This is a genomic window from Aminobacter sp. SR38 (genome assembly GCF_014843375.1).
Taxonomy (GTDB): Bacteria; Pseudomonadota; Alphaproteobacteria; order Rhizobiales; family Rhizobiaceae; genus Aminobacter; species Aminobacter ciceronei.
Genome location: NZ_CP062112.1, coordinates 1491654 through 1515476, shown reverse-complemented (window position 1 = coordinate 1515476; position 23823 = coordinate 1491654). Strand labels below are relative to the sequence as shown.

Annotated in this window: 24 protein-coding genes and 1 tRNA gene; 9 read left to right on the top strand and 16 right to left on the bottom strand. The window is 63.5% G+C overall.

Features of this window, described 5'->3' with window-relative positions; translation table 11 throughout:
• Positions 1 to 5: 5 nt before the first annotated feature.
• Genes IG197_RS07425 through IG197_RS07410 form a run of 4 tightly spaced genes read right to left on the bottom strand, consistent with a single transcriptional unit; the run spans position 6 to position 4508 of the window.
• Positions 6 to 1697 (bottom strand): methylmalonyl-CoA mutase family protein, encoded by a 1692-nt coding sequence (locus IG197_RS07425; protein ID WP_067964486.1) that lies wholly within the window; start codon positions 1695 to 1697, stop codon positions 6 to 8.
• Positions 1694 to 2692 carry a methylmalonyl Co-A mutase-associated GTPase MeaB gene (gene meaB / locus IG197_RS07420; protein WP_192317995.1) on the bottom strand — a complete coding sequence of 333 codons (999 nt, stop codon included), beginning with the start codon at positions 2690 to 2692 and terminating at the stop codon, positions 1694 to 1696. The genes IG197_RS07425 and meaB overlap by 4 nt, the downstream gene beginning before the upstream one ends.
• On the bottom strand, positions 2689 to 3147 hold the full coding sequence (locus IG197_RS07415; RefSeq protein ID WP_067966937.1) for a cobalamin B12-binding domain-containing protein: 459 nt from the start codon (positions 3145 to 3147) through the stop codon (positions 2689 to 2691). The genes meaB and IG197_RS07415 overlap by 4 nt, the downstream gene beginning before the upstream one ends.
• Before the next feature lie 23 nt (positions 3148 to 3170).
• Positions 3171 to 4508, bottom strand: coding sequence for an aspartate aminotransferase family protein (locus tag IG197_RS07410; RefSeq protein ID WP_192317993.1), 1338 nt, complete (start codon positions 4506 to 4508; stop codon positions 3171 to 3173).
• A 97-nt stretch (positions 4509 to 4605) separates the two neighbouring features.
• On the opposite strand from IG197_RS07410, the gene IG197_RS07405 reads away from it, so the two are divergent.
• Positions 4606 to 5463, top strand: a complete 858-nt coding sequence (locus IG197_RS07405; RefSeq protein ID WP_067964480.1) for a LysR family transcriptional regulator — start codon at positions 4606 to 4608, stop codon at positions 5461 to 5463.
• Positions 5464 to 5545: 82 nt separating this feature from the next.
• Here the strand turns inward: IG197_RS07405 and IG197_RS07400 are convergent.
• A tRNA-Gln gene (locus IG197_RS07400) sits at positions 5546 to 5620 on the bottom strand.
• A 233-nt stretch (positions 5621 to 5853) separates the two neighbouring features.
• Positions 5854 to 6189 carry a VOC family protein gene (locus IG197_RS07395; protein WP_067964478.1) on the bottom strand — a complete coding sequence of 112 codons (336 nt, stop codon included), beginning with the start codon at positions 6187 to 6189 and terminating at the stop codon, positions 5854 to 5856.
• A gap of 206 nt (positions 6190 to 6395) precedes the next feature.
• Here IG197_RS07395 and ppdK point away from each other — a divergent pair, with 206 nt between their 5' ends.
• Positions 6396 to 9062, top strand: a complete 2667-nt coding sequence (ppdK, locus tag IG197_RS07390) for a pyruvate, phosphate dikinase (RefSeq protein ID WP_192317992.1) — start codon at positions 6396 to 6398, stop codon at positions 9060 to 9062.
• Positions 9063 to 9330: 268 nt separating this feature from the next.
• Complete coding sequence (locus tag IG197_RS07385) at positions 9331 to 10068, top strand: polysaccharide deacetylase family protein (protein ID WP_192317990.1); 738 nt, start codon at positions 9331 to 9333, stop codon at positions 10066 to 10068.
• Positions 10069 to 10086: 18 nt separating this feature from the next.
• On the opposite strand, the gene IG197_RS36165 is transcribed toward IG197_RS07385, so the two are convergent.
• Complete coding sequence (locus tag IG197_RS36165; protein ID WP_246341027.1) at positions 10087 to 10842, bottom strand: hypothetical protein; 756 nt, start codon at positions 10840 to 10842, stop codon at positions 10087 to 10089.
• Between the two features lie 168 nt (positions 10843 to 11010).
• On the opposite strand from IG197_RS36165, the gene IG197_RS07375 reads away from it, so the two are divergent.
• Together IG197_RS07375 and IG197_RS07370 are read left to right on the top strand one after the other, a co-directional pair.
• On the top strand, positions 11011 to 12648 hold the full coding sequence (locus IG197_RS07375) for a fatty-acid--CoA ligase (RefSeq protein ID WP_192317988.1): 1638 nt from the start codon (positions 11011 to 11013) through the stop codon (positions 12646 to 12648).
• A gap of 140 nt (positions 12649 to 12788) precedes the next feature.
• Positions 12789 to 13607: a DUF1499 domain-containing protein gene (locus IG197_RS07370; RefSeq protein ID WP_246765331.1), complete on the top strand. Its 819-nt coding sequence runs from the start codon at positions 12789 to 12791 to the stop codon at positions 13605 to 13607.
• 40 nt (positions 13608 to 13647) lie between these two features.
• Here the strand turns inward: IG197_RS07370 and IG197_RS07365 are convergent, their stop codons facing one another.
• Positions 13648 to 14553: an MBL fold metallo-hydrolase gene (locus IG197_RS07365; protein ID WP_192317986.1), complete on the bottom strand. Its 906-nt coding sequence runs from the start codon at positions 14551 to 14553 to the stop codon at positions 13648 to 13650.
• A 222-nt stretch (positions 14554 to 14775) separates the two neighbouring features.
• On the opposite strand from IG197_RS07365, the gene IG197_RS07360 reads away from it, so the two are divergent.
• From IG197_RS07360 to IG197_RS07350, 3 genes are all read left to right on the top strand, one after another.
• On the top strand, positions 14776 to 15369 hold the full coding sequence (locus tag IG197_RS07360; RefSeq protein ID WP_067964466.1) for a biotin transporter BioY: 594 nt from the start codon (positions 14776 to 14778) through the stop codon (positions 15367 to 15369).
• A gap of 128 nt (positions 15370 to 15497) precedes the next feature.
• Entirely contained in the window at positions 15498 to 16505 is a 1008-nt protein-coding gene (locus tag IG197_RS07355) for an NAD-dependent epimerase (protein WP_192317985.1), read from the top strand.
• A 322-nt stretch (positions 16506 to 16827) separates the two neighbouring features.
• Positions 16828 to 17091 (top strand): hypothetical protein, encoded by a 264-nt coding sequence (locus tag IG197_RS07350; protein WP_192317983.1) that lies wholly within the window; start codon positions 16828 to 16830, stop codon positions 17089 to 17091.
• Positions 17092 to 17481: 390 nt separating this feature from the next.
• Here the strand turns inward: IG197_RS07350 and IG197_RS07345 are convergent, their stop codons facing one another.
• The 8 genes from IG197_RS07345 to IG197_RS07310 all read right to left on the bottom strand — a co-directional run bounded on the left by IG197_RS07345 (position 17482) and on the right by IG197_RS07310 (position 22359).
• On the bottom strand, positions 17482 to 17982 hold the full coding sequence (locus IG197_RS07345) for a ferritin-like domain-containing protein (RefSeq protein WP_192317981.1): 501 nt from the start codon (positions 17980 to 17982) through the stop codon (positions 17482 to 17484).
• Between the two features lie 982 nt (positions 17983 to 18964).
• The gene (locus IG197_RS07340; protein WP_182575795.1) at positions 18965 to 19186 is read right to left on the bottom strand and encodes a hypothetical protein; all 222 of its coding nucleotides are present in this window, start codon (positions 19184 to 19186) and stop codon (positions 18965 to 18967) included.
• A gap of 65 nt (positions 19187 to 19251) precedes the next feature.
• Positions 19252 to 19500 carry a hypothetical protein gene (locus IG197_RS07335; RefSeq protein WP_192317979.1) on the bottom strand — a complete coding sequence of 83 codons (249 nt, stop codon included), beginning with the start codon at positions 19498 to 19500 and terminating at the stop codon, positions 19252 to 19254.
• Complete coding sequence (locus IG197_RS07330; protein ID WP_246341028.1) at positions 19501 to 19713, bottom strand: hypothetical protein; 213 nt, start codon at positions 19711 to 19713, stop codon at positions 19501 to 19503.
• A gap of 50 nt (positions 19714 to 19763) precedes the next feature.
• Positions 19764 to 20048, bottom strand: coding sequence for a DUF982 domain-containing protein (locus IG197_RS07325; protein WP_182575797.1), 285 nt, complete (start codon positions 20046 to 20048; stop codon positions 19764 to 19766).
• Positions 20049 to 20063: 15 nt separating this feature from the next.
• The gene (locus IG197_RS07320) at positions 20064 to 20366 is read right to left on the bottom strand and encodes a DUF982 domain-containing protein (RefSeq protein ID WP_067964454.1); all 303 of its coding nucleotides are present in this window, start codon (positions 20364 to 20366) and stop codon (positions 20064 to 20066) included.
• Positions 20367 to 20535: 169 nt separating this feature from the next.
• Positions 20536 to 20904: a hypothetical protein gene (locus IG197_RS07315; RefSeq protein WP_192317977.1), complete on the bottom strand. Its 369-nt coding sequence runs from the start codon at positions 20902 to 20904 to the stop codon at positions 20536 to 20538.
• A 48-nt stretch (positions 20905 to 20952) separates the two neighbouring features.
• On the bottom strand, positions 20953 to 22359 hold the full coding sequence (locus tag IG197_RS07310) for a hypothetical protein (protein ID WP_192317975.1): 1407 nt from the start codon (positions 22357 to 22359) through the stop codon (positions 20953 to 20955).
• A 557-nt stretch (positions 22360 to 22916) separates the two neighbouring features.
• Here IG197_RS07310 and cysD point away from each other — a divergent pair.
• Positions 22917 to 23822, top strand: a complete 906-nt coding sequence (cysD, locus tag IG197_RS07305; protein WP_067964446.1) for a sulfate adenylyltransferase subunit CysD — start codon at positions 22917 to 22919, stop codon at positions 23820 to 23822.
• Position 23823: the final 1 nt, after the last annotated feature.

Genomic DNA, 23823 nt, shown 5'->3' with positions numbered 1-23823 from the left:
GGTCCTCATACGATCATCGGTTCGGCATAGGAGCCCCAGACTTCTCTCAGCGCGCTGCAGATCTCGCCGAGCGTCGCGCGCGCCTTCACCAGCTCGATCGTCTTGGGCAGCAGGTTGATGTCGTCTGACTGGGCCTGTTCGGCGAGCTCGGCCAGCAGCTGCTTGACCAGTCCGTTGTCCCTTTCGGTCCGCACCGCGTTGAGGCGGTCGATCTGCAGCTGGGTGCACTGGTCGTCATAGGGATGGATGTGGACCTCGGCGGAACCGCTGGTCTCGTCGACATGTCGGTTGACGCCGACCGAGACCTTTTCGCCGCTGTCGATCTTCTTGAAGGTGGCATAGGCGGAATCGGCCAGCTTCTGCTGGAACCAGCCTTCCTCGACCAGTTTGATGGCGCCGCCGCGCTCCTTGACCTCGTCCAGCACCTTCCAGATTTCGGTCTCCATGTCATGCGTCAGGCGCTCGACGAAATAGGAGCCGCCGAGCGGATCGATCACCGACGTCACGTTGATTTCGTCGCGGATGATCTGCTGCGTCCGGATCGCCAGCTTCATCGCCTCCTCGGTCGGGATGGCGAAGGCCTCGTCGAGGCCATTGGTGTGCATGCTCTGGCAGCCGCCGAGCACCGCGCCCAAAGCCTGGATCGCCGTGCGCATCAGGTTGTTGTGGTGCTCGACCTTGGTCAGGCTCATTGCCGCTGTCTGCACATGCACCCTGAGGCGCATCGATTCCGGCTTCTTGGCGTGGAACTGCTCGGACATGATCCTGGCGTAGACCCGCCGGGCCGCCCTGAACTTGCAGATCTGTTCGAAGAAATCCTGGTGGCTGATGAAGAAGAACGACAGCCGCGGCGCGAAGTCGTCTATGTCCATGCCGGCGGCGATGACCTCCTCGCAATAGGCAATGGTGAAGGCCATGATGAAGGCGATCTCCTGCAGCGCATTGCCGCCGACATCGGAGAGATGGTAGCCGCTGAGGCTGATCGGATTGAGCTTCGGCGTCGTCTTCGCGCTGTGCATGATCAGGTCGCGCAGCAGCCTGACGGCCGGCCGTACCGGGTAGATCCATTCCTTCTGGGCGACATATTCCTTGAGCGGGTCGGCCTGCAATGTGCCGGTCAGCTTGGTTAGGTCGTAGCCGCGCCTTTCCGCGACCGCGACGAACATCGCGTAGATCACCCAGGCTGAGGGGTTGATGGTCAGCGACACCGAGATCTTTTCGAGGTCGATGCCGTCGAACAGGCGGTCGACGTCGTCGACCGTGTCGATCGCCACGCCGACGCGCCCGACCTCGCCGAAGGCCATCGGATCGTCCGAATCGAGGCCCAGCAGCGTCGGCAGGTCGAAGTCGGTCGACAGCCCGGTCTGGCCGGTCTGGATCATGTATTTGTAGCGCTGGTTGGTCGCCTCGGGATTGCCGAAGCCGGCGACCTGCCGGATGGTCCAGGGGCGGCCGCGATACATCGTCGGATAGGCGCCCCGGGTGAAGGGATAGGCGCCCGGAAATCCGAGATCGCCGGCCGGGATGCCGGCGACGTCGGCGGCGGTGTAGATCCGCTTCAGCGGAATGCCGCATTCCGTCTCATAGGCCGCCTTTTCCTCGGGCCTGCTGTTCAGCGTGGCCGCGAGTTCGTTGGCTTCCCACGCGGCCTGCTTTTCCCTGATGTCCTCGATCGCCTCGGCTGAGAACAGATTCATGCCAGCACCTCATTGTCCCAACCCAGCAAAAGGCAGGCGGCGGCGGACGGATCCGTGGTCCGGCTCACCACCGCCTGAACGTGGGCCTCGAGTTCGCCTGTGTCGCGTTTGAACCTGTCCTGGAAAAGCTGCCGGGCGGTGCCCAGGATCCGCGTCCTGCCGATGCTGCGCTCGCGCTCGCGCAGCTCGCCGCTGTCCCTGAGATGGTCCCAATGCCTTGAGATGGCGTCCTTCAGCTCGTTGATCCGCTCGCCCGACAGCGAGCTGACCGGCAGAACGGGCGTCTGCCAGTCCGACCCCGGTCTTGCAGGTCCGAGGCTCATCATGCCGCGCAGGGCCGCGACCGTTGCCGATGCGTCGGGCCTGTCGCTCTTGCTGATGGCATGGATGTCGGCAATTTCGAGGATGCCGGCCTTGATCGCCTGGATGTCGTCGCCAAGTCCCGGCGCCGACAGCACCACGATGGTGTGGGCGGCAGTGACGACTTCGACCTCGTCCTGTCCGACCCCGACGGTTTCGATGATGATCGGCGAATAGCCGGCGGCATCGAGGACATCGACGGCCTGAAGCGTCGCGCGGGCCAGGCCGCCGAGATGTCCGCGCGTCGCCATGCTGCGGACGAAGGCCTGGCAGGATTGCGCCGCCTCGCTCATCCGCACCCGGTCGCCGAGGATGGCGCCGCCGGAAAACGGGCTGCTCGGATCGACGGCAACCACGCCGACCTTGTGCCCGTCTGCGGCAAAGGCCCTGATCAGGGCGGCGACCAGCGTCGACTTGCCGGCGCCGGGAACACCGGTGATGCCGAGCACATGGGCCTTGCCGCCGTGGCGGTAGATCTCGGCCAGCGCCTCGGCTGCCTCGGCATATCCTGCCTCAGCCCGGCTGATCATCCGGGCGACCGCCAGCACGCTGCCCCTGAGCACTTCCGGCACGAGGGCCGCCGAAGGCACATAGGCCGTTCGCCGGGCGGGCCGGGATGAGGCGAACGCCGTCATTTCAGGCCACGTTCGGCGATCAGCTTCCTGATCGTCGTGACGATCAGGTCGCCCCTGGCTTCCTGCGGCACGATGGCGTCGACGCCGCTGTCCGACAGAGCGGCGTAGTCATGCTCGGGAATGACGCCGCCGGCGACGACGAAAATATGCTCGGCCTGTTTTTCCCGGAGGCAACGTCCGAGTTCCTGGAACAAAGGCAGGTGCGACCCCGACAGCAGGCTGACGCCGATGACGTCGACGTCCTCCTGGATCGCGGCAGTGACCACGTCCTTGGGCGATTTGTAGAGGCCGGTATAGACGACCTCCATGCCGGCGTCGCGCAGGATCCGGGCGACCACCTTGGCGCCCCGGTCATGGCCGTCGAGGCCGAGCTTGGCGACAAGCACCCGGATGCTGCCGGGCGCGTTGACGTCGATCTCCGCCCGGGCGGCGTCGCCCTGGCTGATGGTGTTCATGTCGGTCATGTCTGGAGTGCCTTTCACTCTGCGGCGATGCTGGAGCCGCTTGCACCAGCGGCCAGCCCGGCTTCGATCGAGTCGGAAATGATGCCGAGGCCGAGGTCGAGTTCGGCCTCCGAGATCGTCAGGGGAGGGGCGATGCGGAACACGCCGCCCATGCCGGGAAGCTTGACGATGTTCATGCTGAGGCCGCGCTTGAACGCCTCGGCCGCGATCCGCGCGCCGAGCTCATGGTCGGGTTCCCTGTCCGTGCCATTCTTGACGATCTCGACCCCGAGCATCAGGCCGCGGCCGCGCACGTCGCCGACACATTCGTAACGTTGCTTGAACCGCGACAGGCCGTCGAACAGCCTGGCGCCGAGATGCCGGGCGCGTTCGACGAGATTCTCGTCCTCGACCACATCGAGCACGGCAAGGCCGACGGCCGCCGGCAACGGGTCGGAGACATGGGTGGTGTAGAACAGGAAGCCCTTGGCATAGGCCGCCTCCTCGATCTCCGCCGTCGTCATGACAGCCGAAAGCGGCAGGCCGGCGCCGATGGTCTTGGACAGGGTCAGTATGTCGGGGGTGACGCCGTCGCGCTGGAAGGCAAACATCGTTCCGGTGCGGCCGATGCCGGTCTGCGCCTCGTCGAGGATGAGCAGCATGCCGCGCTCGTGGCATTTCTGCCTGAGGGCGGCGAGATAACCCTCGGGCAGCTCCAGCATGCCGCCGCTCGACAGGATCGGCTCGGCGACGAAGGCCGCCAGGCTCCCCGTCGACTGGCTGTCCACCAGGGTGAAGGCGTCATCGAGCTCTGTGCGCCAGTCGAGGCTGCCGTCGGCATGCCGGAAGCGCGGGCGAAAACTGTTCGGCGCCGGTATGGCGATCGACCCGACGGCCGCAGGCCCATATCCCTTGCGGCCGGCGCTGTAGGTCGCCGAGGCGGCGACGCCGGTCATGCCGTGCCAGCTCTTGGAGAAGGCGACGATCTCGTGCTTGCCGGTGACCAGCTTGGCCATGCGGATGGCGGCTTCGTTCGATTCGGCGCCTGTCGACAGCAGAAGCGCCCTGTCGAGGCCGGGCGCCAGCCCGGCCAGGCGCTCGGCGAGCTCGACGACCGGGCGCGAGAGCATGCCGCTGAACAGATGCGCGACCTTTTCGACCTGCCGGCTGACCGTCGAGACGATCCTCGGATGGGCATGGCCGAGCAGGGCGCTCATCTGGCCGGAGGTGAAGTCGAGGATCGGCCGGTCGTTGGCGTCATAGACGAACGAGCCGGCGGCACGCTCGATGATCGCCGGCTCGAAGCTGCCGCCATAACGGATGAGGTGCTTCCTCGCCGAAGCCCAAAACGCCTGATCCCGGTTGTTCGACATGTCTCACCCCTTTTGATGATGCTCGGTCGAACGATAGGGCTTGGCGTTTATGCAGTAAAATTGATAATATTAGGATTCAGATATAAGAGGATTTGATATGCAGGCGCCGCTTGACCTGAGATTGGTGACGACCTTCGTCCGCGCAGCCCAGCTGGGCACGCTAAGCGCCACCGCCGTGCAGGTCGGGCGGACCCAGTCGGCGGTGACGATGCAGATCCAGCGGTTGGAAGAGGTGCTCGGCCAGAGCCTGTTTCACCGCCGCGGCAGCGGCGTCAGCCTGACGGCCAGCGGCGCCCGTTTCCTTGCCTATGCCGAACGCATCCTCAAGCTGCAGGACGATGCGGTGTCGGCCCTTTCGGACAAGGGCCTGCACGGCTCGATCATCTTCGGCAGCCCGGAGGACTATCTGATCGCCTTCTTCCCGGCGATCCTGAAGACCTTCGGCAGTCTATATCCCGATGTCGAGATCAAGGTCGTCTCGGCGCCTACGGTCGAATTGCGCGGGCTGCTGCACCAGCGGCAGCTCGACCTGGCGTTGGTCTCGACGCCGAATGCGAGTGATTCCCCAGATGTCGTCCGCCCCGAGCCGCTGGTCTGGGTCGGCAGCCGGCCGACGTTGGAGCAGCATGATTTCGGCGACGTCATCCCGATGGCGCTGCCGGCCTCCAACGCGATGGATCACCGCGCCGCCTGCGATGCCATGGCCCATGCCGGGCTGCGCTACAAGATCTCCTATGCCAGCAACAGCTTGGCCGGCCTGATCGCGGTTGCCCGCTCGGGCCTGGCGATCAGCGTCATGACCAAGGAGGCGGTGCCGTCCGACCTCCACATCCTCAACGCGCCCCTGCCGCCGCTTTCCAGCCTCGGCATGCTGATCGCCTATGGCGACACCGAACGCTCGCCGGCGGTCGAGGCTTTCGCCAATCACATCCGGCAGGTCCTGCCGACGTTGTGAGGTGAGGATGCGACTGCCGCGCGCATGAGGCCCGTCGCCAACCTTGCGAACTGAGGGGATTTCGAGCGATTTGCGAAAATTGTGGCTGGGGCGCCAGGATTCGAACCTGGGAATGTCGGTACCAAAAACCGATGCCTTACCGCTTGGCGACGCCCCAACACGCTTCGGCAGCAGGCCGCAGCGAGTCAATCGACAGCCGCCTTATATGCAGCGCGCGGCAAAAGCACAATCGTAGCCTTGCCGCTTTCCGCATCATCTTGCGGCAGCTCGCGTCAGGTATGAGCGGCCCAGGGGGCTGGTCGCATTAGGCTCGAATCGACCGAATCGCATGCGCCGACGTGTCGGCGATTGCCGAGCCTCTGCAACGCTGCCCCCTCGGAGCTATGGCGGTCATTCGCCCCAGACGGCGAGCTCGTTTCCGGCCGGATCGACGAAATGGAATCGCCGGCCGCCGGGGAAGGAGAAGATCGGCTTGACGATGGTGCCGCCGGCCTCTTCGACCGCGGCAAGGCTGTCTTCCAATGCCTCGGAATAGAGTACAGGTAGCGGTTTTGCCGGGACTTCGGCCTGGAAACCGCCGTCGAGGCCTTCGGCGAAGGCTGAATAATCGGGGCCGTAATCGGTGAAGGTCCAGCCGAAAGCCGCGCTGTAGAAGGACTTCACATGGTCGAGCGTGCCGCCAACCGCCGCCATTTCGATGTAGTCGAGCTTGCCGGTCTTGCGCATGGTCGTCTCCGATGTTTGTTCTCGTTATGTTCTATATGAGGTAGCGGGTGGCCGCAAGGGTGCCGCAGTCCCGGTTCATTAATCGATTGTAGGACATTCCGTGGCGGAACAGTGCCTTGCCTTTCGCAGCGCAGCATCCTATCGCTCCCCGCAGAAGCAGGCGGCGGCCACCGTCCAGCTCCACACTCAGTCGGCGAGGAGAAGGCATGACCAAGTGGGTTTACAGTTTTGGCGACGGTGCAGCGGAGGGACGGTCCAGCGACCGCGACCTGCTCGGCGGCAAGGGGGCGAATCTCGCCGAGATGTGCAGTCTCGGCCTGCCGGTGCCGCCCGGTTTCACCATCACCACGGCAGCCTGCAACTGGTTTTATGCCAATGGACGCGCCTATCCCGCAACGCTCGAAGCCGACGTCCGCGCCGCCCTCGACACTGTCGGCGCCATCACCGGCCGCCGCTTCGGCGATCCTGAAAAGCTGCTGCTCGTCTCGGTGCGCTCGGGCGCCCGTGCCTCGATGCCGGGCATGATGGACACCGTGCTCAATCTCGGCCTCAACGACGTCACCGTCGAGGCGCTGGCTATCGACGCCGGCGACGCCCGTTTTGCCTATGACAGCTACCGTCGCTTCATCACCATGTATTCCGACGTGGTGCTCGGCCTCGACCATGAGGTCTTCGAGGAACTGCTCGAAGACGAGAAGGGCCGTCTCGGCTACGAACTCGACACCGAGTTCACCGCGCCGCAATGGCAGGACGTCATCAAGCTCTACAAGGCCAAGGTCGAGGAAGAGCTCGGTCGCGCCTTCCCGCAGGATCCGCACGAGCAGCTTTGGGGCGCCATCGGTGCGGTGTTCCAGAGCTGGATGAACCACCGCGCCATCACCTATCGCCGCCTGCACGACATTCCCGAGAGCTGGGGCACGGCGGTCAACGTCCAGGCCATGGTGTTCGGCAATATGGGCGAGACCTCGGCGACCGGCGTCGCCTTCACACGCAACCCCTCGACCGGCGAGAAGATGCTCTATGGCGAGTTCCTGGTGAACGCCCAGGGCGAGGACGTCGTTGCCGGCATCCGCACGCCGCAGAACATCACCGAAGCCGCGCGCATCGCCGCCGGCTCCGACAAGCCCTCGCTGCAGAAGCTGATGCCGGAGGCGTTCAACACCTTCGTTGCGATCTCCAATCGCCTCGAACAGCATTACCGCGATATGCAGGACCTCGAATTCACCATCGAGCGCGGCAAGCTGTGGATGCTGCAGACCCGCTCGGGCAAGCGTACCGCCAAGGCGGCACTCAAGATCGCCGCCGAAATGGCCGGCGAAGGGCTGATCAGCAAGGAGGAGGCGATCTGCCGGATCGATCCGTCGGCGCTCGACCAACTGCTTCACCCGACAATCGACCCCAAGGCGCAGCGCGAAGTCATCGCCGTCGGCCTGCCGGCCTCGCCGGGTGCCGCCACCGGCGAGATCGTGTTCTCCTCCGACGAAGCCGAGGAGCTGAAGTCGGCCGGGCGCAAGGTCATCCTGGTGCGCATCGAGACCAGCCCCGAGGACATCCACGGCATGCATGCCTCGGAAGGCATCCTGACGACGCGCGGCGGCATGACCAGCCACGCCGCGGTGGTTGCCCGCGGCATGGGCAAGCCCTGCGTTTCGGGCGCCGGTTCGCTGCGCGTCGACTATCGCGCCGGCACGCTGATCACCATGGGACACACCTTCCGCAAGGGCGACGTCATCACCATCGACGGCTCCAACGGCCAGGTGCTGAAGGGCTCGGTGCCGATGCTGCAGCCGGAACTGTCAGGCGATTTCGCCGCCATCATGGAGTGGGCAGACGCGGCACGCCGCATGAAGGTGCGCACCAATGCCGAAACGCCGGCCGATGCGCGCATGGCGCGCTCCTTCGGCGCCGAAGGCATCGGCCTATGCCGCACCGAGCACATGTTCTTCGATGGCGACCGCATCGTTGCGATGCGCGAGATGATCCTCGCCGACACCGAGAAGGACAGGCGCACCGCCCTTGCCAAGCTGTTGCCGATGCAGCGTTCGGACTTCATCGAGCTGTTCGAGATCATGGCCGGCCTGCCGGTGACGATCCGCCTGCTCGACCCGCCGCTGCACGAGTTCCTGCCCAAGACCGAGGAAGAGATCGCCGAGGTCGCGGCGGCGATGAACGTCTCGGCCGACAAGCTGCGCCAGCGCACCGAGGCGCTGCACGAGTTCAACCCGATGCTCGGCCATCGCGGCTGCCGTCTCGCCGTCTCCTATCCGGAGATTGCCGAGATGCAGGCGCGCGCCATCTTCGAGGCGGCCGTCGAGGCCGGCAAGAAGACCGGCAGCCCGGTCGTTCCAGAAATCATGGTGCCGCTGGTCGGCCTGATGAAGGAGCTCGATTACGTCAAGGCGCGCATCGACCAGGTCGCGCAGAGCGTGATGCGGGAAACGGGCGTGAATATCGATTATCTCGTCGGCACGATGATCGAGCTGCCGCGCGCGGCCATTCGCGCCCATGTCATTGCCGAGGCGGCCGAATTCTTCTCCTTCGGCACCAACGATCTGACGCAGACGACCTTCGGTATCTCGCGTGACGATGCCGCGTCCTTCCTCGAGACCTATCGCCAGAAGGGCATCATCGAGCAGGACCCGTTCGTCTCGCTCGACGTCGACGGCGTCGGCGAACTGGTCAAGATCGCCGCCGAAAAGGGCAGGGCGACGCGGCCGGAAATCAAGCTCGGCATCTGCGGCGAGCATGGCGGCGACCCGGCCTCGATCCACTTTTGCGAAAGCGTCGGGCTGGACTATGTCTCCTGCTCGCCATTCCGCGTGCCGATCGCCAGGCTTGCCGCCGCGCAGTCGGCGGTCAAGGCGCAGCGCTAAAGCGTTCCAAGGCAACTTAATCGGTCATACCCATTTGCAAATTGGGTATGACCGATCGCATCTGCTGACCTCGCCAGGCAGACGCCGATTTCGAACCGTGATGGCTGACGGCATTGCGCCGCTTGGTTCCGTTGTTCGGCAGCAACGCCGGTGCGGCATCGTCTTCAACGCGTCCGGCACCTCAGCCAAATAGCCGTCACGGTCATCATCGCGCCAAGATTGGGGCGCCAGTGGCCGCGATTCCAGACTGCATTTCCCGGAAATTCGCATGCGCATGCTCGGCAGGTTTTTGATTGGCGTCGGTTTTGCGGCGCTGATGGGGTCTTCAGCCTCGGCGGCACTTCTCGAACCGCGGTTGCATCTCAGGCCTTCCACCGAAGCCACCCCCCGCGTGGCGCTGACGCTCGACGCCTGCGGCGGCAAGACAGACGCCCGCATCCTCTCGGCACTCGTCGACAACAAGATACCGGCGACGATCTTCGTCACCGGCAAGTGGCTGAAGCGCAACGCTGAGGCGCTCGCCGTCATGCGGGCGCATCCCGAGCTGTTCGAGCTGGAAAATCACGGCGCCGAGCATGTGCCGGCGGTCGACACGCCACACAGCATCTATGGGCTGAAAAGCGCCGGCAGCAGCGAGGCCGTGCAGGCAGAGGTCGTGGCCGGCGCTCTGGCCCTGACCGAGCGCGGCGGGCCGGCGCCGAAGTGGTTCCGCGGCGCTACCGCGCAATACAGCAAGAGCTCGATCGCACTGATCCGCAGTCTCGGCTTCAGGATCGCCGGCTATTCGATCAATGGCGACGGCGGCTCGCTGCTCGGTGCGCGCGAAACCGAGCGCCGCGTGTCAGCTGCGAGGGATGGCGACGTCATCATCGCCCACATCAACCAGCCGACCCACGCGGCAGGCGGCGGGCTGGTCAAGGGCCTGCTGGCGCTGAAGGCAAAGGGCTACACCTTCGTGCGGCTGGACGATGTCGAAGATGACGGTACCGACGACACGACGAACTGATGCCGTCGCGCCGCCGCTTCACGCTGCGGCGCGGAAAGCCTCGACCACGCCGACATAGGCTTCGGCGAGTTTTGCCAATGGGCTGTTGCTGCGGCTGGCCGATTCGACCTTGAGCTTGCCGCCGGTGACAGGCAGCGAAAGCAGCAGGAACTGGCGCCTGGCGCCGTCACCGATCGATGCCGCCGCGACATGCCTGTCCTCGCCGGCCTCGTCGAGGCGCATCTTGAACAGCAGGATGCCGCCGACGGCCTCGAGCGCATCGTCGACCATGTCGGCGAATTCCGATTCCGAGACGCTGCCTGGAGCGATCGAGGGGGCGGCGATGGTTGCCGGTCCGGCGTCCTCCGGCGCTTGCGCGGCCAGCTCCTCGGGGCCAAGCACGACGGGCGCAGCTTCCTCGGCGGCCGGCGCTTCCGCCTCAACTTCACCTTCGGCTGATGTTTCCGCCGCAAGCTCAGGCGCTTCCGCAGCCTCGGGAACCACGGCAGCTTCGGTGGACAGCTCCTCCGCCGAAAGCTCGACATCGGCCGCAGCTTCCGCGACCGATTCGGATGCGGCCTCGACGATTTCTGCCTCGGCAACGGAAACCTGGGCGGCGGAAACGTCGGCAGCCTCGTCGCCGGCCGAAATCTCTTCGGTTGCGATAAGCTCCGGGGCTGCGATCAGCTCCGGCTGAACCGTTTCGGCAACATTATCCAGTTGAGCCTCTGGCTCCTGCGATGACGCTTCGTGCTGCGGCAGGCCTTCGTCTTCCGCGCGGGGATGCGTATCCATGTGATGCCTCACAATATCTTGCCCATCCCGCCAGCCGGTAACAAAGGTTAACCGGGACCGTGGCCGCAATATGGCCGCTGGATTTGCCGGCTTGGCTTTCCCCTTTGTCGGACTGGACAATCCAGCCATTGCGCCCAAAATGGCCTGACAAGATCTGGGAGGATCCACATGCTCGGACTGATGCAGGAGTGGCCGCTATTGTGCCACAAGATCATTGACCACGCCGCGCGGCAGCATCCCAACCGGGAGATCGTGACGCGGTCGATCGAGGGGCCCATCGTTCGCACAAACTATGTCGAGCTGCGCGCGCGCTCGCTCAAGGTGGCGCAACGGCTGGAGCGTGACGGCTACAAGCTCGGCGACCGTATCGCCACGCTGGCCTGGAACTCGGCGCGGCACATGGAGGCCTGGTACGGCATCATGGGCATGGGCGCCGTCTATCACACGCTCAATCCCAGGCTTTTCCCCGAGCAGCTCGTCTGGATCATGAACCATGCCCAGGACCAGGCGCTGTTCGTCGACCTGACCTTCATGCCGCTGGTCGAAAAGATCGCGCCGCAGGTCGCGTCGCTGAAGCGGATCGTCGTCCTGACCGATGCCGCCCATCTGCCGCCGACGGCGCTGCCCAATGTCATGGCTTATGAGGAGTGGCTGGCCGAAGCCGACGGCGACTTTGCCTGGAAGGCGCTCGACGAACATGCGGCGGCCGGCATGTGCTATACCTCGGGCACCACAGGTGACCCCAAGGGCGTCGTCTACAGCCACCGCTCCAACGTGCTGCATGCGATGATCGCCGTGATGCCTGACGCCATGGGCATTTCGGTGCGCGATGTCGTGCTGCCGGTCGTGCCGATGTTCCATGCCAATGCCTGGGGGCTGGCCCAGAGCGTGCCGATGGTCGGCGCCAAGCTGGTCATGCCCGGCGGCAAGATGGACGGCGCCTCGATCTACGAACTGCTCGACACCGAACGTGTCACCTTCACCGCGGCCGTGCCGACCGTCTGGCTGATGCTGCTGCAGCACCTCGAGGAAACCGGCAAGAAGCTGCCGCATCTCAACAAGGTGGTGATCGGCGGCTCGGCCTGCCCGCGCATGGTGACGGAGAAGTTTGAGCGCAATTACGGCGTCGAGGTCATCCACGCCTGGGGCATGACCGAGATGTCGCCACTCGGCACGCTCTGCACCATCAAGCCCGAATATGACGAGCTCGAAGGCGACGACAGGCTGAACCTCCAGCAGAAGCAGGGCTACACGCCCTTCGGTGTCGAGATGAAGATCACCGACGACGACAACAACGAGCTGCCCTGGGATGGCAAGACCTTCGGCCGGCTCAAGGTGCGCGGTCCTGCGGTATCCGGCTCCTATTTCGGCGGCGCCAGCGCCGAGCAGTTCGACGCCGACGAATGGTTCGATACCGGCGACGTCGCCCATATCGATGAACATGGCTACATGCAGATCACCGACCGCTCCAAGGACGTGATCAAGTCTGGCGGCGAGTGGATTTCTTCGATCGAGCTTGAAAACCTGGCGGTCGGACATCCCGACGTTCAGGAAGCAGCGGTGATCGGGGTCAGGCACTCGCGCTGGGACGAGCGTCCGCTGATGGTGATCGTGCGCAAGCAGGGCAAGCAGCCTGATAAAGCCGACATATTGGCGTTCATCGACGGCAAGGTCGCCAAGTGGTGGATGCCCGACGACGTCGCTTTCGTCGACGAAATCCCCCATACCGCGACCGGCAAGATCCTGAAGACGGCGCTGCGCGAGAAATTCAGGGATTATCGCCTGCCGACGGACACTGCGGCATAGACAAGTTCATGTGCGGGAAGGGGGCGTGAGCCGCCTTTCCGCTTCAACCGCAGCCGGAAACCTTCTAGTTTGACCAAGCAGCGACGTCTGCCGTGGGGACGGCAGTGCTGCCATTTAGACTGGGTGGGTAACGGGGTTCCATGGCTGAGTTCCAGACGAGATATCATGAGGTGCGCACCACGCGTTCGGCCGGTCTGTCCAGGGGCATGGCATCGTTTGCGGCCGTGCTGCTGGTAACAGTGGTTCTCGGCCATCGCCGCGGCCTCGTCGACACCACGGCGTTCTTCTGGGTGCTCGGCATCGTCGCACTGCTTGCCGCTTTTGCGTTGCTGTTGTCCGGCTTTGCCTTTTCGCGGCTGTGGAAATTCGGCGATCGCGGCGGCCACGACCTGACCTTCGGTGCCCTGCTGGCGTTGGTGGTGTTGGCGCCGTTCGGTTTTGTCGCCTACCAGATCGCCACCTTGCCGATGCTGCGCGACATCTCGACCGATGTCGATGACCCGCCGGCGCTGACGGCGGCGGCCTCGCTGCGCACCTCCGCCATGAACAGGCTCGAGATCCCGACCGCAGGCGAGCGCACCCTCCAGAGCCAGTCCTATCCGCTGGTTGCCGGGCGGCGTTACGACCTGTCGCTCGACCAGGTGCTGCAGAGTGTTTCGGCCGTGCTCGCCCGCCAGGGCTGGGAGATCGTCGTGCCGCCGCCGGCCGCCGACAAGGCCACTGGTGAAGTCGACATCGAGGCTGTGGCACGGACCTTCATCCTGGCCTTGCCCTCCGACGTGGCCATCCGGATGGTCGATGACGGCGATTCGACCTTTGTCGACATGCGCTCAGCCTCGCGCTACGGCCGCCACGACCTCGGCGAAAACGCCGCGCGGATCACGGCTTTCCTGGCCGAGCTCGACCAGGAAATTGCCAGCCAGGCCGGAACCGCGACGACGGCGACGCCCGAACAATAGGCCTGGAAGGCACGATCGATTTATTCTGACCAGATGTTTTTCAGGCTGGGGAATAGAGACTGTCGATCGCCGCTGCCCCGTTGCTGACGGCCTGGCCGCGGCCGACGAGATCTTCGAGATGCGCCAGCACCGAAAGCCCGGCCGCGCCGTAGAGGCTGGGATCGGTGTTGCGATAGATGGCGCGCACGATGTCGGGGATCGAGCTGTCGCCGGCCGCGAGGCGTTCGAGGATCGCGGCTTCGCGCATCTGACGGTGCGCTTTCAGCCCGCGCACGAATGTCTGCGGCGAGGCGACCGGGCCGCCATGACCGGGCAGATAGGTGCTGTCGTCGCGTTCGATCAGCTTGTCGAGCGACGCCATGTAATCCGACATCGCACCATCAGGCGGCGCCACGATCGAGGTCGACCAGGCCATGACATGGTCGGCCGAAAACAGGATGCCGCTGCCCTCGAGCGCAAAGGCGGCGTGATTCGCCGCATGGCCAGGCGTCAGTACCGTTCGCATGCGCCAGCCGTCGCCATCGACGAGCTGGCCGTCGGCGACGATGACGTCGGGGACGAAGTCGGTGTCGCTGCTGGCATCGAGCGGCGCCACTTCGCCGATACGCAGCGGACGCGCCGAGCGGTGCGGCCCCTCGGCAACCGTCACGGCGCCGGTCGCAGCCTTCAGCCGGGCCGCCAGCGGCGAGTGATCGCGATGGGTATGGCTGACGAAGATATGGCTGACCGGGCGGCCGGCAATGACGGCAAGCAGCGCTTCGAGATGCGCGTCGTCATTTGGCCCGGGATCGAGCACGGCAAGCGTGTCGGTGCCGATGATGTAGCTGTTGGTGCCATGGAAGGTGAAGGCGCTTGGGTTGTTGGCGGTGAGCCGCATGACGCCGTCGGCAACAGTGACAGGCTGGCCGTAGGCAGGGTCGAAGCGTGTGTCGAAATCGAGAGACATGGCCGGCCGATATCTGTGGGTTCGAGGTGCCCTGGGCAAATTCGTTTGCCGCTTAGCATGGAAGACAATATAGGGAAAACCATGACTACAGTGCCGCGCGTTGAGGCGCAAAGGACGCTGTAGCAGTTTTGAATCGGTGCATGATCCCCAGCGAAAATCGAGTTCGATTTTCGCTGGGGCATGCAAAGCGTGCCTCGGCGCGCATACCACAAGGGGATTTACATGGCCGCTGCATCCAGTTCCACAGCACTCATCTCGGCGGCATTGCCCGAAAAGGGCGCGACGCGCCTGGCAACGCAGCTGTTGCTGGCCGTTGCAGGCTCGCTGCTGCTCATCGCTTCGGCCAAGACCAAGGTCGTGCTCGGACCGGTCGACATGTCGCTGCAGACGCTGGCCGTGCTCGGCATCGGCGCGGCCTATGGCCTGCGCCTCGGCGTGGCGACGCTGCTGCTCTACATGGCGCAGGGCGCCATGGGGTATCCGGTGTTCCAGAGCACGCCCGAAAAGGGCATCGGCATTGCCTACATGCTCGGTTCGACCGGCGGCTATCTGCTCGGCTTCGTCGCCATGGCGGCGATCGTCGGCTGGGCCGTCGACCGTGGCTGGGGCCGCAGCATCGTCAAGATGCTCGGCGTCATGCTGGTCGCCGAAATCGTCATGATGGCGCTCGGTTTCTCCTGGCTGTCGCTGCTGATCGGCGCGGAAAAGTCCTGGCAGTTCGGCGTCGTGCCGTTCATCGTGCCCGACCTGATCAAGGTGGCGCTGGCTGCCGCTGCCGTTCCGGCGATCTGGGCGCTGCTGCCCAAGAAAGCCTGATCGCCTCGACAGGCGTTTGATCTGCCGGGCGGTGGATTTGCCTGGCGATGGATTGACGGGCGATGGATTAATGGACGCCCCGGCCTTAGAAAGGCCGGGGCGTTTTGCATTTGAAGAGCAGTGAATTCATGACCGTTCTCGTCACCGGCACGGCCGGCTTCATCGGCTTCCACGTCGCCCGCCGCCTTCTGGCCGATGGTCACGAGGTCGTCGGTTTCGACAGCGTGACCGACTATTACGACACCTCGCTGAAGGCAGCACGGCTGGAGCTTCTGGCTGAGCATGGCGATTTCCGCTTCATCCAGGCCGATCTGGCCGATGCGGCGGCGGTGACGTCCGCTTTCGAATGCCGGCCCGAGATCGTCATCAACCTCGCCGCACAGGCCGGCGTGCGTTATTCGCTCGACAATCCGCAAGCCTATGTCGATGCCAATGTCACCGGCTTTCTCAACATCCTCGAGAACTGCCGCGCAACGCAGCCGAAACACCTGATCTATGCCTCGTCGAGTTCGGTCTATGGCGGCAACAAGAAGCAGCCCTATTCGCCGCGCGACGGCGCCGACCATCCGGTCAGCCTCTATGCCGCCACCAAGAAGGCCAATGAGCTGATGGCGCATACCTACAGCCATCTGTTCGGCGTGCCGGCAACGGGCTTGCGCTTTTTCACCGTCTACGGGCCATGGGGCCGGCCCGACATGGCCTATTACAAATTCACCCGCGCCATCTTCGCCGGCGAGACCATCGACATCTACAACAATGGCGATATGTATCGCGACTTCACCTATGTCGACGACATCGTCGAAGGCATCGTGCGGCTGATCGACCTGCCGCCCAGGCCTGACTCCGACTATGACATTTCAGCCGGCGGGGCATCGGGCAGCTGGGCGCCGCATCGCGTCATGAACATCGGCAACCGCCGCAAGGAACATCTGATGGAGATGATCCGCATCCTCGAACGCGCGACCGGCCGCGAGGCGGTGAAGAACTTCATGCCGCTGCAGCCGGGCGACGTGCTCAGCACCTGGGCCGATGTCGGCGACCTCGAAAACCTGATCGGCGAGCTGCCGCACACGCCGATCGAGGACGGGCTCGTCCGCTTCGTCGACTGGTACGGCAGATATTACCGCGTCCAGTAGGTACGGCGATCGGGCGTCTCCCCGCGGGCGCTTCACCGACCGCGCGATGCCGCCCCTCTTCAGGGGGCGGCCGGTCGGGCTTCTCCTCGCCGGAAGTGCCGCACTGATTTTCCGCGGCTGAGGACGTTGCTCGCGCCCGCTGGCCGGCGGGCCTCTTCCATGCGTTGAGGCTCCGCCCGTTCTTGGATTTGGCGGGGTACGTCATATTGAATAGCGCGGACCAGGGAACGGGGCTATCGTCATCAAGTCGTCCGTATCAGCAACAGGCAAACGGGCGCTTGGAAGCGGTCATCGTGCTTTCGCCCTGTCCAGGGAAGCAAGCATGTTGGCAAACGGTATGGCGGACTCCGCCCAACTCACCATTCTTACCAGAGCGGTCGATGACTATTGCGCGAAGTATCGCATCGCGGGCGGCCGTGATCGTGAGGAGGTAGCAACACGTGTGATGGCGCTATTCCGCCGGGGGATTAGCGATTCCAGAGCATTGGCAGTTGCATTGGAGAAATCCAGCGGCAGCCTTCACATCCGCGCCGCATTCGATTGTGGACGGCTGAGTACGGTGATCCTGGCAGCAACTGTAGCATAGGCGCGGCGAGGTAGCGTTCGGATCCCTCGCGATCGATCTGTAGCTCTGTTCCCACTCTCTACCCATATGCGAAAGCCTGCCCTTTGCGGACGGCAGGCTTTTCGTTTGCGAGGTTTTCGTGACTTCAGAGCATAACGGCCGTGCATCGGGAGACGGTCTGTCCGACAGCCCTTCGGCACCGCAACTCCTGGTGAGCCGCTACGACGATGCCTGCCTTGCGCCTCGATCCTTCGGACCCAACGTCATGAACCTGTGGAAGCCTCTGCTGGCCATGCACCGGGCCGGCGTCCGCGATGAAGATGAAGCGGTGCTGCGCGCTCGTCGACGGCCAGGCGGCACCAAAAAAGGGCCCGCAGACGGTGCCGGCGAGCCCTTTGCGAGTGGGCTGGTTCAGGCCGCCAAAGCCTCGCGATTGGCTTTGCTGTCGGCCAGCATGGTCAGGTCATTGTCGGTGGTTTCTTCCTCGGCGAGCGTAGCCGCAAACAGCTTGGCGGCGTCCGGCATCTTCATGATCTCCGCCCAGCGGCGCAGCGTGCCATAGCGGGTGATCTCGTAATGCTCCACGGCCTGGGCAGCCGAGATCAGGCCGGCATCACCGGCGGCGGTGCCCTTGAACTCCTCGAGGATTTCCTCGCCTTCCTCGATGATGCCGTCAATTGCGGGGCATGTCTTGCCCTGGGCGCGCTTGCCGAGAATGTCGAACACCTGCTGGAGACGCTCGACATGGCCTTCGGTCTGGTCGCGGTGCTTGTCGAAGGCGGCCTTCAGTTCCGGCGAACCGGCGCCGCGCGCCATCTTGGGCAGGGCTTTCAGAATCTTGCGCTCGGCATAATAGATGTCGCGCAGCGTGTCGTAGAACAGGTCGTCGAGACCCTTTTCCTTGTTAGGCATGTCGTTGCTCCTGGGGTTGAGGTATTGCCCGGGGACAACGACCGGTGTCGGCTCAGGTTCCGAAGCGGTGCCACTTTGTGACCAACCCGCTTCGAGCAGGCGTCTTAACGTCGCCTCGCGTTGCGACTCGCGCGCCGCGGCACGGAGCAACTGTTCGAACCCGTCGCTCAAGCCGTCGTCGCATCGTCCCAGGAGATTGAGCCCCAACAAACCCTTCACTGTCGCGCACCTCCTGAAATCGAATAGGTTGACGCCGGATCAACGCCCGATGCCGAGGTCTGTTCCAGATGATGCGGGTGAGGGTGCAACCGTCGGACCGGCGCGTGCGTCGAGCGAGAAGAAAACCGAGGCCGAGCAGACCGCAAGGAACATTGGCGACGGGGGAGGGGCTCCGGCGTCGGGGCGCTGCCGCCCGACGGTGCCCGTCAGGAGGCAAGGCCGACAGATCGACCGGTCGTCTGGTTGCTGCCGGGCTTCCGGTCAGCTCGATCGCCAAGCTGGTTGTCGGTGGCATCGTCCTGGCGATCGTCGCTTCATGATGGGGGAGGCTGCAAGCTGCATCGAGCAGCCCGGCCCACCGAAGCGTGACCTGCAATTGAGCAACAAGGCTGAGCCAAGGCCACCGGCCCTGTTCCGGCACGGAGGGAACCTGTCGCCTCGACTTTGGAACGGATACAGGCGAGAGTGGTCTGGCGTGGCAATTGCCGGCGGCCAACGGGTTCGCATCGGCAGCACTCTCGATCTGGATGATCTTGCTGAAGCGCGACCGACAGGAGCGCACAAGGACTTCTTGAGATGTCCGACCTTCCGAACTAACCGCTTGGCTCTCACCCGCTGGTGCAGCGCCTCGTGACAGAAACCAGCATAACAGAAGAGGAAGCCCGAGAACTCATCGCCCTCATCGGGTATGGTTGGCAGTCGCTGTTGCGAGAGGCCAATCTGCTGGCGAAAAAACGGTAACGCAGACCTCTGGCGTTTAAGGCTATCCGATCTTCCTGATACGGCCCTTGTCCAATCGGAAAACGCCGTCGGTCCCGCCCTGCTTTTCGAGGTCCGTCAGTAACTCGTCCCAGATTCCGAGGAACTGGCCACAATCCTCGCATGATATCGGTGTCCCAGGGTCGACATCCTCGGGAATGCGCAAGCGAATTGTTTCGCAATAAGGACATTCGAGCTTGTGATTGAGATATTTGGCATCAACCATGGTTGCATCCTCACCGCAGAGACGGCCAGTGACCGCTCGGATAGATGGAATATCAGGCCGCCACATCACCGCTTGGCATCGTGAGTGCTCCCGTTGGCTTGAAGGTCTGCCGTCAGCTTCTCCAGGGCGTCGACGGAATCCTGATAATGCGATGCGTAGCGGGGAAACATGACCTGCTGAGTTCGATAGAAATCGAGCCATTTAGGCAGATCGGAGATGGGATAGGTGTTCTTCCAGGAGCCTTTCGACATTGTGAATGTGCCCGCGATCGGATCATACACGACATCCATGACAAAGGGTTGGGACAACTTCATCTAGTCGGCCGATGACCTCAGGCGTTTTGCGCTCAGATACATCAATGCTGCGGCTGCCTTGGTGCGATCCCAGCCGGCAGCCTGGGCATCGTCAAGCAGGCTTTCCAAACGATCTGTCAGGGCGCTTTGGCATTCTGCGTCATAGGCAAGCGAATTGGCGTGACTTTCCGGCGATCTGATCGCCATGTTTTTTGGCATCGATGGCATGTCCATGTGCAGTGGGGTGGCGACCCTACGTCGCCACCCGCCGTTTGAACCATAAGTCAGACGTGTCTCTGCTGTCCCGATCCCGCCGGCGGCGGCGCTGCGCCGTCCTGAACAAGGATGTCCTTCTTGCGCGCAAAGGCGACAAGGACACCCCTGGCGGTTTCAGCATCGATGTCGCCTGCCAAAGCAGCCCGACACGCTCTGATGGCAGCCCTTTGCTCCGGACTGTTGCCGCACCATTCCATGGCGAACTGATAGGCGTCGGCAACCGTGTTCAGCTGACGCGGGAAACCAAGACCGACCCAAACGCGGACGGGCTTGCTGAACGGCTGTGCCAGCATTGCATGCCCCTCCCGTCAAACGCCGACGCCACTTGCGCCCGTCTTGCCGCCGATCATCCACGGCAGTGGGACGCTGACGTCTTCCAGTATGTCGATGGATTTGGCAAAGCCGATGAATGCCTGCCGCGCGGCGGAAATCGGATAGTCGCTGTCGAAGGCGCGCTGGCACGCTCTCAGGGCCGTCTCGTAGATCGGGCCACGGCGGTTTCTTGGCCATTCGTAGAGAAATTCTAGGGCGTCCTCGAGGCAGGCTATCTCCTCAACAAGACTGTTTCCGACCTTCACGAAAACAGGGCTGTCGAACATCCGATCGCTCATCAGATCCTCCAAGTCGAACGAAAGTTTGCGTTTTTGGATAGGCCGACGCCGACAGCGGTGCCGGCCCGCATTCGATATGTGTTGGGATAATTCTTGTTTCAAGATCGATTTTCGTGAACCGTCGTGAATTGACTCCGCAAGGTATTTGTTCCTGTTTTGTTCAAAATGCTTAATGCCGACAATGCCCTTTCCTGTCCAAGCTGAACGATGCCAGCGAGGTCGCGGTTCGGTCACGCTTTTGCAGGTGCAGCCACGTCTGATTGCCGGCAACAAGCTGCGCAGGCTTGTCGCCATCAATGACTAGGGGATGCCATTTTTCCGGGAAGATTGGGACATGCCACGCAGACCCAAAAGAAGCGAAAAACTGACCGAGAGCGAGATCGAGGCGATTGTCCTCGCCGCGATCCCTTTCCGCAAAGCAGTCCAGCAGTGCGTTATCGGCCTGAAGCCGTTCAACGAGACCTACTCGCTCCTGCACGACCACGTTAACAGGCTTGACGCGGTTCTGGGGAAGATTACCGGCGAGACGATCGACCATCGCGGGAAAGACCTTGGGCTGCTCCCGCGGTGGCCGTGACGTTGCCTGTTAGCCGATGCCGATGCGGGCGATGCCGGTGTAGGCGGCGACCCCGGCAAGTCCCTCGATCACCGGCGTCGCCGCGTCGAACTCGCCCAGGCTGTCCTTGTAGCTGAACGGAATGCCCATGAAGTCCCAGCGGCCGAGATGCGTCACCTGGCCTGTCAGCTTCTTGATCTCGTTCTTTGCGACCCGATCCAGGATTTCGCCGGCGACATCGTCGATCGGCCAGCCCAGCGGCGTGTTGACGTCGAAATCGACCTTGGTCAGAACGGCCTGGGTGACCACCAGGTCGCCATAGACATAGCCGGCGGTCAGATCGGCGGTGAGCCGGATTTCCGATGCGAAGTCGCCGCTGCCCAGTACGCTCGCGCTCGCCAGGCCGAGCTTCAGGCCGCTGGGACCGTCGATCCAGGCCCGCGCGGCGCCGAGAAAGTCGATGACCGCCCGGAGCCCGATATTGCCGGTTACCGTCAGGCCGGCGCCGCCAAATATGATGCCGGTGGTGATGTCGGCGGTCAGCTTCTTGAGGCCGAAGGCCCCGCTGACGCTCCATTTGACGAGCCCGCCGCCGCCGGCGTTGACCATCACCGCGGGCTGGAGAACCTTGGCGGTGAAGTCGATGAACCGGGTCTTCGGCAGGTAGACGGCCATGTCGACCCGATCCGCGCTGAAGCTGGGCGCAGGGATCGCCTGGCCATAGGGAAACAGCGGGTCCGGCTCGACGGTGATCGAGGTCGGGTCGCAGCCTCCGACAGCGATCTGCGCCCTCGAGGCGGTGACCAGCACATGATCGCCGTCATAGTCGAATTGGAGCGGCTCGAGCAATGTCAGCCAGGGCGCAAGCTCGCCCGTCTCGTAATAGGGCAGGAGCGCGATCAGCAGATTGATGAACATGTTCTTGGTGGTCCAGATGCTCGGCAGCTCGACCTCCTGCAGAAAGCCGTCCTGTTGCGGCGCGGGCAGGGCTGTCTTCGCCAGGACCGCGACCGCGTCCGGCCCCCAGGCTCCGACCATGTTGGTGTCGGCGCCGCCTTGCTCGCGCCAGAACAGTTTTCGCGACGCAAAGTCATAATCGAGCACGAGCCGGATCGGCTGGCTGGTCGTGACCTCGTAGGTCCTGATGATCTCGCTCGGATTGCCCCTGAGATGGATTGTCGCCTCGATCCTGGCGTCGAGCTCGACATAACCGAAGCCCATCTTGACCTTCAGGTCCGACAGGAACGCCGAATAGGCAAGCCCATAGACCGGCAACGGGATGTCTCCCATGCCGACTGCCGGCTGGTCCGGGAAGACCCCTTCCAGCTTGCCCTGGATTGCCTGGATTTCCCGAACCAGCTGCAGCCTGCTGAAGGCAATTGCCGGCATGCCCTTGGCAAAATTGATGAATCGCGAATGAAGATCAGAGATAGTCATCGATACCCCCCACGAGTTTTCGTTGCTCTCTTACTTCATCAGTGAAACAAAATATTAACCTTACGTCCAGTCGGTATACTCAGGCATCTCAAATGGGTCGAGAAGACGGACCCGCCACTGTTCTTCCAAGGCCGCAAGCGACTGCCGACAAGACTGAGGCTCCGCGCATCCGTCGGCCCGATCCGGCATCACCCCGCATCCAGGCGCTTCACCTCGGCCGCCAGATGATCGCGTCTGGCGGCAATACCTTTTCTGCCATCCATCGCTGAGCCTGTGCGAACCGGCGGCCGCCGATCCTGGTGGCCTGTGTCCCCGATGTTCTCCTCCGACTGACCGGCCTGCCTGTCCGAGGACAAATTTCGCGCCAGGATCAGCTGTTCAAGCGTGCCGGGGAATTGCATTCCAGAAGATGCGGAAGGCGGGCAAAAACTGACTGTGCAGACGGTGGTTTTTGGTCGTGTCCTGCTTGCGACACCGCTGATTTGTGCGACACTGCAGCCAATCGGTCGTTTCGGCACTCAAACCGCGGCCATGGAACGATTTCCGAAGGCTTTTCAATGCTTGCCAGACTGACTCACCTGGACCGTCTCGAGGCGGAGGCGATCCACATTTTCCGTGAGGTTGCCGCCACTTTCACCAAGCCCGTGATGCTCTATTCCGTGGGCAAGGATTCCTCGGTCCTGCTGCATCTGGCGATGAAGGCCTTCTACCCCGCCAAGCCGCCATTCCCCTTCCTGCATGTCGACACGACGTGGAAGTTCCGCGAGATGATCGAGTTCCGCGACGCGATGGCGCGCGAGCTCGGCTTCGACCTCCTGGTCCATGTCAATCCGGACGGCGTCCGCGACAACATCAATCCGTTCGATCACGGCTCGAACACCCATACTCATGTGATGAAGACTGTCGGCCTGCGCCAGGCGCTCGACAAATACGGCTTCGACGCGGCCTTCGGCGGCGCCCGTCGCGACGAGGAGAAGTCGCGCGCCAAGGAGCGCATCTTTTCCTTCCGCAATGCCCAGCATGCCTGGGACCCGAAGAACCAGCGTCCGGAAATGTGGAAGATCTTCAACACCCGCGTCGCCCAGGGTGAATCGATCCGCGTCTTCCCGCTCTCCAACTGGACCGAGCTCGATATCTGGCAATACATCCTGCAGGAAAACATCCCGATCGTGCCGCTCTATTTCGCCAAGCATCGGCCGGTGGTCGAGCGTGACGGCATGCTGATCCTGCGCGACGACGACCGCATGAAGCTCAGGCCGGGCGAGGTGGTCGAAAACAAGCTCGTGCGCTTCCGCACGCTGGGCTGCTACCCGCTGACCGGCGCGATCGAATCCGACGCCGACAGCCTCGAAGGCATCGTCAGCGAGATGCTGACCGCCCGCACCTCCGAGCGGCAAGGACGCCTCATCGACCGCGACGAAGCCGGCTCGATGGAAAAGAAGAAGCGCGAAGGGTATTTCTGAG

Bases quoted from the DNA above. Each gene is read 5' to 3' on its own strand.
- IG197_RS07425 (WP_067964486.1), bottom strand. From the start codon at position 1,697: ATGAATCTGTTCTCAGCCGAGGCGATCGAGGACATCAGGGAAAAGCAG.
- meaB (WP_192317995.1), bottom strand. From the start codon at position 2,692: ATGACGGCGTTCGCCTCATCCCGGCCCGCCCGGCGAACGGCCTATGTG.
- IG197_RS07415 (WP_067966937.1), bottom strand. From the start codon at position 3,147: ATGAACACCATCAGCCAGGGCGACGCCGCCCGGGCGGAGATCGACGTC.
- IG197_RS07410 (WP_192317993.1), bottom strand. From the start codon at position 4,508: ATGTCGAACAACCGGGATCAGGCGTTTTGGGCTTCGGCGAGGAAGCAC.
- IG197_RS07405 (WP_067964480.1), top strand. From the start codon at position 4,606: ATGCAGGCGCCGCTTGACCTGAGATTGGTGACGACCTTCGTCCGCGCA.
- IG197_RS07395 (WP_067964478.1), bottom strand. From the start codon at position 6,189: ATGCGCAAGACCGGCAAGCTCGACTACATCGAAATGGCGGCGGTTGGC.
- ppdK (WP_192317992.1), top strand. From the start codon at position 6,396: ATGACCAAGTGGGTTTACAGTTTTGGCGACGGTGCAGCGGAGGGACGG.
- IG197_RS07385 (WP_192317990.1), top strand. From the start codon at position 9,331: ATGCGCATGCTCGGCAGGTTTTTGATTGGCGTCGGTTTTGCGGCGCTG.
- IG197_RS36165 (WP_246341027.1), bottom strand. From the start codon at position 10,842: ATGGATACGCATCCCCGCGCGGAAGACGAAGGCCTGCCGCAGCACGAA.
- IG197_RS07375 (WP_192317988.1), top strand. From the start codon at position 11,011: ATGCTCGGACTGATGCAGGAGTGGCCGCTATTGTGCCACAAGATCATT.
- IG197_RS07370 (WP_246765331.1), top strand. From the start codon at position 12,789: ATGGCTGAGTTCCAGACGAGATATCATGAGGTGCGCACCACGCGTTCG.
- IG197_RS07365 (WP_192317986.1), bottom strand. From the start codon at position 14,553: ATGTCTCTCGATTTCGACACACGCTTCGACCCTGCCTACGGCCAGCCT.
- IG197_RS07360 (WP_067964466.1), top strand. From the start codon at position 14,776: ATGGCCGCTGCATCCAGTTCCACAGCACTCATCTCGGCGGCATTGCCC.
- IG197_RS07355 (WP_192317985.1), top strand. From the start codon at position 15,498: ATGACCGTTCTCGTCACCGGCACGGCCGGCTTCATCGGCTTCCACGTC.
- IG197_RS07350 (WP_192317983.1), top strand. From the start codon at position 16,828: ATGTTGGCAAACGGTATGGCGGACTCCGCCCAACTCACCATTCTTACC.
- IG197_RS07345 (WP_192317981.1), bottom strand. From the start codon at position 17,982: ATGCCTAACAAGGAAAAGGGTCTCGACGACCTGTTCTACGACACGCTG.
- IG197_RS07340 (WP_182575795.1), bottom strand. From the start codon at position 19,186: ATGGTTGATGCCAAATATCTCAATCACAAGCTCGAATGTCCTTATTGC.
- IG197_RS07335 (WP_192317979.1), bottom strand. From the start codon at position 19,500: ATGAAGTTGTCCCAACCCTTTGTCATGGATGTCGTGTATGATCCGATC.
- IG197_RS07330 (WP_246341028.1), bottom strand. From the start codon at position 19,713: ATGGACATGCCATCGATGCCAAAAAACATGGCGATCAGATCGCCGGAA.
- IG197_RS07325 (WP_182575797.1), bottom strand. From the start codon at position 20,048: ATGCTGGCACAGCCGTTCAGCAAGCCCGTCCGCGTTTGGGTCGGTCTT.
- IG197_RS07320 (WP_067964454.1), bottom strand. From the start codon at position 20,366: ATGAGCGATCGGATGTTCGACAGCCCTGTTTTCGTGAAGGTCGGAAAC.
- IG197_RS07315 (WP_192317977.1), bottom strand. From the start codon at position 20,904: ATGGTCGATCGTCTCGCCGGTAATCTTCCCCAGAACCGCGTCAAGCCT.
- IG197_RS07310 (WP_192317975.1), bottom strand. From the start codon at position 22,359: ATGACTATCTCTGATCTTCATTCGCGATTCATCAATTTTGCCAAGGGC.
- cysD (WP_067964446.1), top strand. From the start codon at position 22,917: ATGCTTGCCAGACTGACTCACCTGGACCGTCTCGAGGCGGAGGCGATC.